Origin of the sequence: Rhodococcus sp. P14, from assembly GCF_000256505.1 — a bacterium.
GTDB lineage: Bacteria > Actinomycetota > Actinomycetes > Mycobacteriales > Mycobacteriaceae > Rhodococcus > Rhodococcus ruber.
This window is the reverse complement of record NZ_AJFC01000279.1, coordinates 24,727-37,057: the sequence shown is the minus strand read 5'-3', so window position 1 is coordinate 37,057 and position 12,331 is coordinate 24,727. Positions and strand designations below refer to the sequence as shown.

Here is a 12,331-nt window from a genome sequence, read left to right as displayed (position 1 = left end):
TGTCCCATCGCCATAAGTAAACGGTATTGTGCGTAAATGGTAATTTTCGTCACCATCTGTAAGCCGTAAACCTAGACCGAATGCAGAAGTGTCTTCATCGTCCCCCGCAGGCGGACGGTGCCCCCAGGCCACGACCCCGGCGAGACAGCCGCGAGGTTCGTCGCGCAGTGGGTGCGGCTCACCGACGCGATCACGGACCGACGCCGATCGCGCGCCGGTCCCTCGACCTGTCCGTGCTCGACCGGACCGGGCGCCGCACCGCCCGGCGCGCACCGCGGGTGCTGCGGGCGGCCGCGGCTCTCGCCCACGCCCGACAGCACCGGCAGGCGCGGTAAGCGTGGGCCGGAAGCCGGAGTGAACAGCCCAAACCCTCCCCGCGGTGCGTGCGGCCTTTCTAGACTCGGGGTATGACAGCGCTGCGAATCTCCGACGAGCCGGTCGACCACTCGAAGATCGAGAAGCGGGCCCCGTCGGTGGCTCAGCTCTTCCTCGACCGAATTGCGGCCAGCCCGGGCACGGAGGCGTTCCGGTTCCCGAAGGACGACGGGTGGGAGAGCGTGACCTGGCAGCAGGTCGGTGACCGCGTCCGTCTGCTGGCGGCCGGGTTGATCGCGCTCGGCATCGAGCCCGAGGACCGGATCGCGCTGGCGTCGTCGACCCGGTACGAGTGGGTGATCGTCGACCTCGCGGTGATGTGCGCGGGCGCTGCGACCACGACGGTCTACCCCACCACCAAGGCTCCCGACGTCGGGTTCATCGTCTCCAACTCGGGCAGCCGCGTGGTCGTCGCCGAGGACAAGACACAGGTCGACAAGCTCGTCGAGCAGCGCGCACAGCTACCGGACGTGCAGCAGGTGGTCGTGATCGACGGCCCCGGGGACGGGAACTGGGTGATCACCCTGGCCGACCTCGAGGAGCGCGGCCGGCAGCTGATCGCGGAGTCGCCGAACGCCGTCGAGGACCGGGTCCGGGAGATCCGGCCGGATCACCTCGCCACCCTCATCTACACGTCCGGCACCACCGGCAAGCCGAAGGGCGTGCGGCTGCCGCACTCGGCGTGGACGTACACCGCCGCCGCCGTCGATGCCCTCGGCATTCTCGGTCCGGACGACCTGCAGTACCTGTGGTTGCCCCTGTCGCACGTGTTCGGCAAGGTGCTGCTGAGCCTGCCGCTGCAGGTGGGCATGCCCACCGCCATCGACGGCCGGGTCGAGAAGATCGTGGAGAACCTCGCCGTGGTGCAGCCGACCTTCATGGGCGCGGCGCCGCGCGTGTTCGAGAAGGCCCACGCGCGCATCGAGGCGATGATGGCGGAGGAGGGCGGCGCCAAGAAGAAGATCTTCGACTGGGCCGTGGGGGTCGGAACACGGGTCTCGAAGGCCAAGCAGGAGGACCGCAACCCGTCGCCGCTGGACCGGCTGCAGTACAAGCTCGCCGACAAGCTCGTCTTCACCAAGATCCGGGAGCGGTTCGGCGGCCGGCTGCGGTTCTTCGTCTCCGGGTCCGCTCCGCTGGACCGCGACGTCGCACAGTGGTTCGATGCCGTCGGCATCATCGTCCTCGAAGGCTACGGACTGTCGGAGACCTCCGCCGCGTCGTTCCTCAACCGGCCGCTCGCGTACCGTTTCGGCACGGTCGGCTGGCCCTTCCCGGAGACCGAGGTCAAGATCGCGGAGGACGGGGAGATCCTCATCAAGGGTCCCGGTGTGATGAGCGGTTACCACGATCGTCCCGACGCGGACGCCGAGGCGTTCGAGGACGACGGCTGGTTCCACACCGGGGACATCGGCGAGGTCGACTCCGACGGGTTCCTGCGGATCACCGACCGCAAGAAGGACATGTTCAAGACGTCACAGGGCAAGTACGTCGCGCCGTCCGCCATCGCCGCGACCTTCAAGGGTCTGTGCCCCTATGCGAGCGAGATCATCGTCCACGGCGAAGGCCAGCCGTACTGCGTGGCGCTGGTGGGCCTCGAGCCCGAGGCGATCCACGAGTGGGCCGAGAAGAACGGCCTGGGCGGCAAGTCGTTCGAGGAGATCGCGCACGACGAGAAGACCCGAGACCTCATCGGCGGTTACATCGACCAGCTCAACGAGCAGCTCAATCGGTGGGAGCAGGTCAAGAAGTTCACCATCATCGACCGCGAGCTGTCGGTGGAGGCCGGGGACCTCACGCCGAGCATGAAGCTGCGTCGCAAGATCGTCATCGACAACTTCTCCGACCGGCTCAGCGGGCTGTACGGATGAGCGGCCTATCCTCGGTGGCATGACGAGTAGTGCACGACCGAGTTTCCCCCAGTACGTCGGATACCTGTTCGGCCGCACGCTCCCCGACTCGCTTCAGGACTGGGTCCGCAACGACCTCGTCGGCCCCGGCGCGACGGTGCGGTACCTCGTGCGGTTCACCCTGCCGATCGTGCCGTTCCTCGCGCTGTTCCTGCTCATCCCCGGGCCGGTGTGGGTGCCGCTGGCGATGATGGCGCTGCTGTTCATCCCCCTGGTGTACTTCGCGATCGCCCTGATGCAGATCTGGCGGCGGCACCGCCTGGAGCAGCACGGCCTGGACCCGAACCTGCTCGGCGAGAAGGCGCGCGTGCGGGCCGATCGCGAACGCGACGAGTACGAGCGGCGATTCGGGCGCTGACCGAGCGGGCGCTGACCGAGCGGGAGGTGCCTGCGCCGAGATCGGCGGCGTGACACCCACTCGACGCGCTGCCCCGGACTGAACGCGCCGACCGGGCGCGCGACGTCCTAGGACAGGACCTCGACGAGGGTGGTCGCCGAATCACCCGTCATGTACTGCTCGACGCTGTCGAGGTGCCTGCGCCAGAATGCTTGTGCCGCTTCGGAATCGCCTTCGCGCAGCAGTGTGACGAGCTTGCGGTTGGCGCGCAACGCCACCGCCGCCTCGGGACGATCCGCCGCATCGGCGCGCGTGGAGAGATACAGCGCGTTGTGGGCGTCCATGATGTCGAGCAGCATCCCCGCGAGGGCCGCCATCGTCTGGTTGCCGGCCAGTTCCATCACCGCCCGGTGCACCTCGGTGTCGTACCTGGCGAAGGCCGCGGGGTCGCCGAGGAGGCCCTCGCCCCGCTCGACCAGTTCGGCGAGCGTGTCGATCCGCCCGGCCGGGGCGGCGGCGAGCAGGCCGACGCCGTCCACCTCGAGTTCGGTGCGGGCGCGGTACACGTCGGCGAGCGGGACTCCCCGGTACTGCAGCAGCAGGCCGGTGTAGCGGGCGGCGGTCGAGCCGTCCGGTGCCTGCACGCGGGCGCCGCCGTGGGCGCCGCGCAGGACGGTGATGATGCCTTCCGACTCCAGGATGCGGAAGGCCTCCCGCAGCGTGGGACGGGAAACGCCGAAGCGTTCCATGAGCGCGGCCTCGTTCGGCAACGGCTCGCCGGCGTGCAGTTCCCCGGTGATGATCTGCCGGCGCAGGCTCGCGGCGATCAGCTCACCTGCCTTGGGCACGCGAACAACCGTCGAGCTTCCGTCGAGTGGCATTTGACCGTCCTGTGTGCGAAATCCATCCCAGCCCCGATGGCTCTTAGGATACAAGAATCTACCCGTTTGGAACTCAAACAGGCAGATGATCTGCCGGTATCCGCCCCGCGCCGACCGGACGGCGTTCTCCTACTACTCTCGGCGACATGAGCGAACCCTCCACCCACGACGTTCCGGCCACCGCCGACCTCGCCGACGAGATCGGCCCCGACATCCGCAGCTGCGACACGCAGTTCATCCAGTTCGGCGGCCACGAGGTCTTCGCCGGCCGGATCACCACCATCCGCTGCTTCCAGGACAACCTGCTCGTCAAGCAGACCCTGAGCGAGCCCGGCAACGGCGGTGTCCTCGTCGTCGACGGCGACGCCAGCGTGCACACCGCTCTCGTCGGCGACATCATCGCCGGCCGCGGCGTCGACAACGGCTGGGCCGGTGTCGTCGTCAACGGCGCGGTCCGGGACTCGGCGATCCTGCGCACCCTGGGGATCGGCATCAAGGCACTCGGCACCAACCCGCGCAAGAGCACCCAGACGGGGTCCGGCGAGAAGAACGTGCCGGTGGAGTTCGGCGGCGTCACCTTCAACCCCGGCGAGATGCTCTACAGCGACCACGACGGCATCGTCGTCCGCGCCGAGAACTGACCGGGGGCCGGCATGCTCATGGCGCTGCGTACGGCGCGGACATTTCTTCGCGCCCGCAAGGCGGATCCGGTCCGGCCGCACGAGACGGTGCACACTCCGTTCCGCGTGGCCGTCGCCGACCTCGACGCGGCGATGCACATGAACAACGGCCGGTACCTCACCATTCTCGACCTCGGCCGGTTCGAGTTGTTCGTCCGCACCGGACTCTGGCAGGCCCTCCGCCGGCACCGGTGGCAGACGGTCGTCGTCGTCCAGACGGCGACCTACCACCGGTCGCTGCGGCATCGGCAGCAGTTCGACGTGGCGACCCGCCTCCTCGGTACCGACGCCAGGAACCTGTACGTCGAACAGCACGTGACGGTGGACGGGGCGAGCAGTGCCCGGGCCGTGATCGGACTCCGCGTGCTCGATCGCGACGGCCGCTCCGTCCCGCCGGACACCGTCGCGCAGGCGTTCCCCGCCCTCACCGACCTGCCCGACCTGCCCGCCTGGGTGCACGACTGGTCGCAGAACGTCCGCGCGGCGCACGCCTCCTGAGGTCGCGCCACACCGGGATGGTGGCGCGGTCCGGCGACAGTGCCCACACTGGAGGAATCACGGCCGCACGCGCGGCCCGCGACCTCAGGAGGCCCTCATGGGCGAGAACAACCCGTTCGGATTCGACCCGGAGGACCTCGACCGTGTCTTCCGCGACGCCGGGGAGGGGCTGCGCGATCTGGCCGCCAAGATCGGCCGGCTCGTCGAGCAACCGGACGCCGGAATCCCGTGGGCGAGCATCTTCCCCGACCTCGCGGGCGCACCCCGCACCCGCCCGGCACCGCCCACCGCCGGCGAGACCGGCGACGGTGTGTGGGTGATCTACACGCTCGACGACGACGGGACCGCCCGCGTCGAGCAGGTCTTCCCCACCGAACTCGAGGCGCTGCGCGCGCACAAGAACAACACCGACCCGCGCCGATCGGTGCGCTTCCTGCCGTACGGCGTCACCGCCGGGATCCTGGACCGGCGCGAGGAGAAGGACCACGGGGACAAGGACACGGACGAGACCGGCTGACAACACATCCGGGACGGCGTCCGTCTCCCGCACCCGGGCATCGGCTGCCGGCCGGTCCGGTGCGGCGAGGTCGACCGAAAACGGGTGCGCCCCGGCCCGTATGCGCGCACACTGATAACCAGGAGGTCGTCATGCGAGCGCTGAAGGGCCTGCTCAATGCGGTGCTGGGGATCCTCACGGCCGTGCTCGGCGCGGTGGTGGGACTCCTCGCGGCGGTGGTGTGGCTCGTCGGCGGGGTGCTGTGCGTGACGATCATCCTGATTCCGCTGGGCATTCCCGTCATGAGGCTCGCGCACCGCCTGTTCGCCCTCGGCAAGCAGGTGCGGCAGCTCCCCTGAAAATCGCAGGGGTTCGAGGATTCCGGAGACGGCAGCTGTAGTCGTACCGCCGTCACCTCGGGGCTCACGCCCCCGACGTCACGCGCGCGGCGGCGGTCCCGATCTCCACGACGTCCCCGACGTGCAGCTGCCGCCCGCGCCGCACCTCCACCTCGCCGTTGACGCTGACGAGCCCCTCGGCGATCACTTCCTTCGCCTCGGCGCCGGACTCGATCAGGCTCGCCAGCTTGAGGAATTGACCGAGCCGGATGGACTCGTCGCGGATGGGCACCTCGAACACGTCGGACATGGGGGCCAGTCTCTCACCCGGGACGACCGCTCCCCGCCCGCCCGGCCCCGTTCTCCCGCACACTGGACGGGTGAGCCGCCCCGGTATCGTCTGGTTCCGCCGCGACCTGCGGCTGCGGGACCTGCCCACCCTGCTGTCCGTCGCCGACTCCACCGACCGTGCCCTCGCCCTGTTCGTGCTCGACGAGTCGCTGCTGCGTCCCTCCGGTTCCCCGCGCCGCACCTTCCTGATGCGGTGCCTGCGCGCCCTCGACGAGGATCTCGGCGGCCGTCTGCTCGTCACCCACGGCGACCCCGCCACGGTCGTTCCGGCGCTGGCCCGGGAACTCGACGCCGACGCGGTGCACGTCAGTGCCGACCGCGGACCGTACGGCACCCGCCGCGACGACGCCGTCGAGCGGGCGCTCGGCGACGTCCCGCTGCTGCGCACCGGCTCGCCCTACGCCGTCGCCCCCGGCCGCATCCGCAAGAGCGACGACACCCCCTACAAGGTGTTCACCCCCTTCCAACGGGCGTGGCACGAGCACGGCTGGCGCGCACCCGCCGTCACCGACGCCGGCACCGTCGACTGGATCGACCCCGGCGGTCTCGACGCGCGCGTACCGATCCCCGCCGACGACGACCTCGACGGCGCCACGCTGCCGCCCGCCGGTGAGGCGGCCGCGCTGCACCGCTGGCACGAGTTCCGCGACGACGACCTGCCGCACTACGACACCGACCGGGACCGGCCCGATCTCGATCGCACCAGCCGTCTCTCGCCGTACCTGAAATTCGGGTGCATCCATCCGCGCACCCTCCTGCACGACGTGCGCTCCGAGCGCAGCGCGGGCGCGAACCGTCTGCGCAGCGAACTGGCCTGGCGCGACTTCTACGCGGACGTGCTGTACCACCGGCCCGACACGGCCCGCCGCAACTACAACCGCCGCTTCGACGACATCGCCTACGACCGCGGCCCCGACGCCGAACGCAACTTCGCCGCATGGAAGCAGGGCCGCACCGGCTTCCCCATCGTCGACGCGGGCATGCGGCAGTTGCTCGCCGAGGGCTGGATGCACAACCGGCTCCGGATGATCGTCGCGTCCTTCCTCGCCAAGGATCTGCATCTGCCCTGGTGGTGGGGTGCCCGGCACTTCATGGACCGGCTCGTCGACGGCGACCTGGCCTCGAATCAGCACGGGTGGCAGTGGACCGCGGGCAGCGGTACCGACGCCGCGCCCTACTTCCGGGTGTTCAACCCGCTCACGCAGGGGGAGAAGTTCGATCCGACGGGTGAATACGTGCGCCGCTGGGTACCCGAACTGCGAGGTGTGGACGGCAAACGCGTGCACCGGCTCCCGGACGGCCCGCCGGACGGGTACCCCGAGCCGATCGTCGACCACGCCCACGAAAGACAGGTGGCGCTCGACCGCTACGGGCGGATCGGCGGAAAAGGCTGACCCATCCGGGCCGCGCACCACTCCGAATACCGAGGGGACGGAACGCCCGTCCCGGACGGACAACCGAGAGGAACACCACCGTGCGAGAACTCGTCGAGACAGCGTTCATGGCAATCCACACTCCTCTGGTGAACGCCTACACCATCCTGATCAACATGATTCCCAGCTGATTCCGCGGCGGCGCCGGGACGATCCCGGCGCCGCTTCCGCGAACCCGGACCAGGCGGAGGAAGGCACGATGGGCATCACGTATTCGAGCGTCGTCGACGCGCCGCGCGGCGACGTCTTCGACTGGCACAGCCGGCCGGGCGCGATCATGCGTCTGCTCCCCCCGTGGCAGCCGCTGCGGGTGATCTCCGAGAGCGAGTCCCTGAAGTCGGGCCGGGCCGTGCTCGGCCTGCCCGGCGGACTGCGGTGGGTCGCCGAACACCAGGCCGACGCCTACGACCCGCCCGCGCGATTCGTCGACAGCGTCGGCCGCGACGGGCTCACCTCGCTGCCCGCCGGACTGGTGATGCCGTGGCGGCACGAGCACACCTTCGAGGCGCTCGGCTCCCGTCGCACCCGGGTCGTCGACCGAGTCGACACGCCCGTCCCGGAGTTGCTGCTGAAGCAGACCTTCTACTACCGGCACCGCCAGCTCGCCGACGACCTCGCCGCCCATCAGTGGTCGCACGAGCAGGGAGTGCGACCCGCGACGGTCGCCGTCACCGGATCGTCGGGTCTCGTCGGCACCGCGCTGTGCGCCTACCTGAGCACCGGCGGCTACCGGGTCGTCCGGCTCGTGCGCGGCGAACCGCGCGGCGACGACGAACGTCGCTGGGATCCGGACGCGCCCGCACCCGACCTGCTCGAGGGCATCGACGCCGTCGTCCACCTCGCCGGCGCCTCGATCTCCGGTCGCTTCAACGCCGCCCACAAGGCCGCGATCCGGGACAGCCGGATCCGGCCCACCCGGCTGCTGGCCGAACTCGCGGCACGCACCCCCAACGGGCCGGCGACGTTCGTCTCCGCGTCGGCGATCGGGCTCTACGGCTACGACCGGGGCGACGAACCGCTCGCCGAGGACGCGCAGCAGGGGTCCGGGTTCCTCGCCGACGTCGTCGCCGACTGGGAGGCCGCCACCGCTCCCGCCTCGTCCGGTGGACTGCGCGTGGTGCTGGTGCGGACCGGCATCGTGCAGACCCCGCGCGGCGGGCCGCTGCAGCTGCTGCGCCCGCTGTTCGAGGCCGGGCTCGGCGGCCGGCTCGGCAGCGGCCGGCAGTGGCTGTCGTGGATCGACCTCGACGACCTGCTCGACGTCTACCACCGGGCCCTCGCCGATCCGAGGATCAGGGGACCGATCAATGCCGTTGCCCCCGAACCGGTTCGCAACGACGAATACACCCGCACGCTCGCGCGGGTGCTGCACCGGCCGGCGCTGCTGCCGGTGCCGGGATTCGGGCCCCGGCTGCTGCTCGGCGACGAGGGCGCGCGGGAGGTGGCCACCGCCGATCAGTGCGTGGTCCCGCAGTGCCTGGTCGACCACGGCCACCGGTTCCGCCGGCCGAAGCTCGAAGCCTGCCTGCGCCATCAGCTCGGTCACATCGTGGAGAACGAATGAACACCCCTGCGCTGCGCATCCTCGTCACCGGCGCCACCGGCTACATCGGGGGCCGGCTCGCGCCGCTGCTGATCGACGCCGGCCACCGGGTGCGGGTCCTGGCCCGCACCCCGGACAAGTTGCGGGACGTGCCGTGGGCCGGCGACGTCGAGATCGTGCGCGGTGACCTGACCGATCCGCAGTCCCTGGCCGTCGCCTGCCGGGACGTCGACGTCCTGTACTACCTGGTGCATTCGATGGGTGGGCGCGGAGAGTTCATCGACACCGAACGCGCGGAGGCCGAGAACGTGGCCGCCGCGGCCCGGGCGGCCGGGGTGCGGCGCATCGTGTATCTCGGTGGGCTGCATCCGGACACGGCCGACCTCTCCACCCATCTGCGGTCCCGGGAGCAGGTCGGCCGGATCCTCGTCGAATCCGGGGTGCCCACCCTGGCGCTGCAGGCCGGGGTGGTGATCGGTTCGGGCTCCGCGTCGTTCGAGATGATCCGGCACCTGAGCAACCGTCTGCCCCTGATGACCACCCCGAAGTGGGTGAACAACAGGATCCAGCCCATCGCGGTGCGCGACGTGCTGCACTACCTGGTGGGCGCCGCCACCGCTCCGCTCCCCCGCAGCCGCACCTACGACATCGGCGGCCCGGACGTGCTGCGCTACGGCGAGATGATGCAGGTGTATGCCGAGGTCGCTGGGCTGCGCCGGCGGCGCATCCTGGTGCTGCCCGTCCTCACCCCGAAGCTCGCCGGGCTGTGGATCGGGCTGGTCACCCCTATCCCGCCGTCGCTGGGCCGGGCCCTGATCGAATCGCTGAGCAACGACGCGGTGGTCTCCGAACACGACATCGACGACGTGATCCCCCCGCCGCCCGGCGGACTGACCGGCTACCGCGAGGCGGTCCGGCTGGCGCTACGCAAGATCGAGCGCGGCGACGTCGAAACCACCTGGGCGAGTGCGTCACCCGTCGGTGCGCCGGCCGAACCGCTGCCGTCCGATCCGCACTGGGCGGGCGAGGTGGTCTTCGTGGACGAGCGCCGCATCGACTGCGACACCGACGCGGGCACGGTGTGGGAGGTCGTCGAGAGCATCGGCGGCGAGAACGGCTGGTACTCCTTCCCCCTCGCCTGGACGATCCGCGGGTGGCTCGACCGCTTCGCCGGCGGCGTCGGCCTGTCCCGGGGCCGCCGGAATCCGCGCACCCTGCACACCGGGGACGCGCTCGACTTCTGGCGCGTCGAGCGCCTCGAGCGGCCCACCCTGCTGCGGCTGCGGGCCGAGATGCGGGCACCGGGCGGGGCCTGGCTCGAGTGGCGTATCGAACCGCTCGATCCGGGCCGGGCCCGGCTGCACCAGCGGGCGATCTTCTTCCCGAAGGGACTTGCGGGACGGGTCTACTGGTACGCGCTCGTGCCGTTCCACGGCATCATCTTCAAGGGCATGCTCGAGAACATCGCGGGCGCCGCGCACCGCGCCGCTCGCGATCCGGCACGCACCCCGCCCGCCGACCCGATGTCACATCCGGTCGATTCGATCGACGCAATGTGACATTGGGTCGCGGCGGGCGGGCGCGGCGGACTGACGGTCGCGGCGGGCGTCAGTCGCGGGTGGTCGCGCGTCGCTCGTCGGCTTCCCGTTGCGCGACGCCCTCGGCGGACTCGGCGAACTCCGGGGTGTCGAACACCTCGCCGCCGAGGGGGTCCTGCGGGCGGGCACCGTGGTCGATTTCGACCCGTCCGGTGTCGGCGTCGACGCTGACCGAACGGGCCGGCAGCTCGTGCACGGCGACGACGAGCGGTGCGCGGGTCTCCGGCGCTGCGGCGCCGTTTCCGTTGGTGTCGAGGCCGGCGAGCGTCGCGGAGATGCCCCGCCGGTGGGGGGCGCCGTGGCCGCCCGGGGCGGGCGTCGCCGCGCTCACCGCAATCTGGAGGTACCGGGGCGCGGTCGCCACCTCGTAGCGGAACGCCTTGAGCATCGACACGCAGGCCAGCACCATGACGATCGAGAACGGCACCGCCGTTGCGATGGATGCGGTCTGCAGCGCGGTCAGCGATCCGCTGCCGCCGACGAGCAGCAGCACCGCCGCCGCGATCCCTTCGAGCACCGCCCAGTAGACGCGCGTGATCCTCGGGGTCTCGAGGTTGCCGCCGGTGGCGAGGATGTCGATCACGAGCGAACCCGAGTCCGAGGATGTCACGAAGAAGAACACGACCACGAGGATCGCGAGCAGGCTCGTCACCACGGCCAGCGGAAGGCCGTCGAGGAGGACGAACAGCGAGGTGTCGGTGTCCACGGTGCCGTCCGCGGCGAGCATGGTGCCCTCGTCGCGCTGCCGCAGGATTCCGGAGTCGCCGAAGATCGTGAACCACAGCGACGCGACGAACGTGGGGGCGAGCAGAACACCGAAGACGAACTCCCGGATCGTGCGGCCGCGGGAGATGCGGGCGATGAACATGCCGACGAACGGCGCCCAGCTCATCCACCAGCCCCAGTAGAAGATCGTCCACGCGCCCGACCAGCCGTCCTCGGCGAACGGTGCGGTGCGCAGCATCAGCTCCGGCAGGGCCTGCGCGTAGCCGCCGAGGTTCTGCACCCACGACTGCAGCAGGAACAGCGTCGGCCCCAGCAGCAGGACGAACACCGCAAGCGAGGCCGCCAGCACCATGTTGATGTTGGACAGCCATTTCAGGCCGCGCGAGACGCCGGAGACCACCGAGAAGGTCGCCAGGCCCGTCACCCCGACGATCAGCCCGACGGTGAGCCAGTTGTTCGTCTCGACCCAGCCCAGGTAGTCGAGGCCCGCCGAGATCTGCTGGACGCCGAAGCCGAGAGAGGTGGCGACGCCGAAGAGGGTGCCGACGATCGCGATCGTGTCGATCGCGTGCCCGATCGGTCCCTCGACGCGGGCGCGTCCGAGGAGCGGTTCGAGCAGCCAGCGCACCGACAGCGGCCGGCCCTTGCGGTACGTCATGTAGGCCAGACCGAGGCCGACGACGACGTAGATCGCCCACGCGTGCAGACCCCAGTGGAACATGGTCAGTTCCATCGCCTGATTGGCGGCGGCGTCCGTCGAACCGGGGATCCGGCCTGCCTGCGGGGGATCGACGTAGTGCGAGAGTGGTTCGGCGACACCGTAGAACACCAGGCCGATGCCCATGCCGGCGCTGAAGAGCATCGCGAACCAGGACAGCATTCCGAACTCGGGTTGTTCGTCGTCGCGGCCGAGTTTGATGTTGCCGACGCGGCTGAGGCCGCAGTACAGGGCGAAGATCACGAATCCGGTGGCGATCAGGATGTACCACCAGCCGACGCCGTCGGTGATGGCACGGTTGAGCGCGTCGACCGCCCCCTCGGCCGATCCCGCGTAGACGACCGCGAACACGATCATCCCGAGGATCACGAGCGAGGCGGGAACGAAGACGGGCTTGAGCAAACCCCGCCATGCGTCGCGGATCATCTTCACCAGCTCCTCGTGTCG

At 70.3% G+C, this 12,331-nt stretch carries 12 protein-coding genes; 9 read left to right on the top strand and 3 right to left on the bottom strand.

What is annotated here, in order from left to right; translation table 11 throughout:
- Positions 1–407: 407 nt before the first annotated feature.
- Together OEY_RS0119695 and OEY_RS0119690 are read left to right on the top strand one after the other, a co-directional pair.
- On the top strand, positions 408–2,246 hold the full coding sequence (locus OEY_RS0119695) for an AMP-dependent synthetase/ligase (protein ID WP_010595523.1): 1,839 nt from the start codon (positions 408–410) through the stop codon (positions 2,244–2,246).
- A 19-nt stretch (positions 2,247–2,265) separates the two neighbouring features.
- Entirely contained in the window at positions 2,266–2,643 is a 378-nt protein-coding gene (locus OEY_RS0119690) for a DUF5313 family protein (RefSeq protein WP_010595522.1), read from the top strand.
- A gap of 107 nt (positions 2,644–2,750) precedes the next feature.
- Here OEY_RS0119690 and OEY_RS0119685 read toward each other — a convergent pair whose 3' ends face one another.
- Positions 2,751–3,503, bottom strand: a complete 753-nt coding sequence (locus OEY_RS0119685) for a FadR/GntR family transcriptional regulator (protein ID WP_026137856.1) — start codon at positions 3,501–3,503, stop codon at positions 2,751–2,753.
- Positions 3,504–3,649: 146 nt separating this feature from the next.
- On the opposite strand from OEY_RS0119685, the gene rraA reads away from it, so the two are divergent.
- From rraA to OEY_RS0119665, 4 genes are all read left to right on the top strand, one after another.
- Complete coding sequence (gene rraA / locus OEY_RS0119680; protein WP_010595520.1) at positions 3,650–4,144, top strand: ribonuclease E activity regulator RraA; 495 nt, start codon at positions 3,650–3,652, stop codon at positions 4,142–4,144.
- 18 nt (positions 4,145–4,162) lie between these two features.
- Positions 4,163–4,681, top strand: coding sequence for an acyl-CoA thioesterase (locus tag OEY_RS0119675; protein ID WP_234420143.1), 519 nt, complete (start codon positions 4,163–4,165; stop codon positions 4,679–4,681).
- Between the two features lie 97 nt (positions 4,682–4,778).
- Positions 4,779–5,198: a hypothetical protein gene (locus tag OEY_RS0119670; RefSeq protein ID WP_010595518.1), complete on the top strand. Its 420-nt coding sequence runs from the start codon at positions 4,779–4,781 to the stop codon at positions 5,196–5,198.
- Positions 5,199–5,329: 131 nt separating this feature from the next.
- Positions 5,330–5,536 carry a hypothetical protein gene (locus OEY_RS0119665; RefSeq protein WP_010595517.1) on the top strand — a complete coding sequence of 69 codons (207 nt, stop codon included), beginning with the start codon at positions 5,330–5,332 and terminating at the stop codon, positions 5,534–5,536.
- Positions 5,537–5,600: 64 nt separating this feature from the next.
- Here OEY_RS0119665 and OEY_RS0119660 read toward each other — a convergent pair whose 3' ends face one another.
- Positions 5,601–5,825 (bottom strand): RNA-binding S4 domain-containing protein, encoded by a 225-nt coding sequence (locus OEY_RS0119660; RefSeq protein ID WP_010595516.1) that lies wholly within the window; start codon positions 5,823–5,825, stop codon positions 5,601–5,603.
- A 70-nt stretch (positions 5,826–5,895) separates the two neighbouring features.
- Between OEY_RS0119660 and OEY_RS0119655 the strand changes: the two genes are divergently transcribed.
- The 3 genes from OEY_RS0119655 to OEY_RS0119640 all read left to right on the top strand — a co-directional run bounded on the left by OEY_RS0119655 (position 5,896) and on the right by OEY_RS0119640 (position 10,401).
- Positions 5,896–7,260 (top strand): cryptochrome/photolyase family protein, encoded by a 1,365-nt coding sequence (locus OEY_RS0119655; RefSeq protein ID WP_010595515.1) that lies wholly within the window; start codon positions 5,896–5,898, stop codon positions 7,258–7,260.
- 238 nt (positions 7,261–7,498) lie between these two features.
- The gene (locus OEY_RS0119645; protein ID WP_010595514.1) at positions 7,499–8,863 is read left to right on the top strand and encodes a TIGR01777 family oxidoreductase; all 1,365 of its coding nucleotides are present in this window, start codon (positions 7,499–7,501) and stop codon (positions 8,861–8,863) included.
- The gene (locus OEY_RS0119640; protein WP_010595513.1) at positions 8,860–10,401 is read left to right on the top strand and encodes an SDR family oxidoreductase; all 1,542 of its coding nucleotides are present in this window, start codon (positions 8,860–8,862) and stop codon (positions 10,399–10,401) included. The genes OEY_RS0119645 and OEY_RS0119640 overlap by 4 nt, the downstream gene beginning before the upstream one ends.
- A 49-nt stretch (positions 10,402–10,450) precedes the next feature.
- Here OEY_RS0119640 and OEY_RS0119635 read toward each other — a convergent pair whose 3' ends face one another.
- Positions 10,451–12,310 carry a BCCT family transporter gene (locus OEY_RS0119635; protein WP_043805608.1) on the bottom strand — a complete coding sequence of 620 codons (1,860 nt, stop codon included), beginning with the start codon at positions 12,308–12,310 and terminating at the stop codon, positions 10,451–10,453.
- Between the last annotated feature and the right edge of the window lie 21 nt (positions 12,311–12,331).

What these genes read in the sequence shown, in the direction of transcription:
- rraA (WP_010595520.1), top strand. Translation starts at nt 3,650, where the DNA reads ATGAGCGAACCCTCCACCCACGACGTTCCGGCCACCGCCGACCTCGCC.
- OEY_RS0119645 (WP_010595514.1), top strand. Translation starts at nt 7,499, where the DNA reads ATGGGCATCACGTATTCGAGCGTCGTCGACGCGCCGCGCGGCGACGTC.
- OEY_RS0119670 (WP_010595518.1), top strand. Translation starts at nt 4,779, where the DNA reads ATGGGCGAGAACAACCCGTTCGGATTCGACCCGGAGGACCTCGACCGT.
- OEY_RS0119685 (WP_026137856.1), bottom strand. Translation starts at nt 3,503, where the DNA reads ATGCCACTCGACGGAAGCTCGACGGTTGTTCGCGTGCCCAAGGCAGGT.
- OEY_RS0119635 (WP_043805608.1), bottom strand. Translation starts at nt 12,310, where the DNA reads ATGATCCGCGACGCATGGCGGGGTTTGCTCAAGCCCGTCTTCGTTCCC.
- OEY_RS0119660 (WP_010595516.1), bottom strand. Translation starts at nt 5,825, where the DNA reads ATGTCCGACGTGTTCGAGGTGCCCATCCGCGACGAGTCCATCCGGCTC.
- OEY_RS0119690 (WP_010595522.1), top strand. Translation starts at nt 2,266, where the DNA reads ATGACGAGTAGTGCACGACCGAGTTTCCCCCAGTACGTCGGATACCTG.
- OEY_RS0119695 (WP_010595523.1), top strand. Translation starts at nt 408, where the DNA reads ATGACAGCGCTGCGAATCTCCGACGAGCCGGTCGACCACTCGAAGATC.
- OEY_RS0119675 (WP_234420143.1), top strand. Translation starts at nt 4,163, where the DNA reads ATGGCGCTGCGTACGGCGCGGACATTTCTTCGCGCCCGCAAGGCGGAT.
- OEY_RS0119640 (WP_010595513.1), top strand. Translation starts at nt 8,860, where the DNA reads ATGAACACCCCTGCGCTGCGCATCCTCGTCACCGGCGCCACCGGCTAC.
- OEY_RS0119665 (WP_010595517.1), top strand. Translation starts at nt 5,330, where the DNA reads ATGCGAGCGCTGAAGGGCCTGCTCAATGCGGTGCTGGGGATCCTCACG.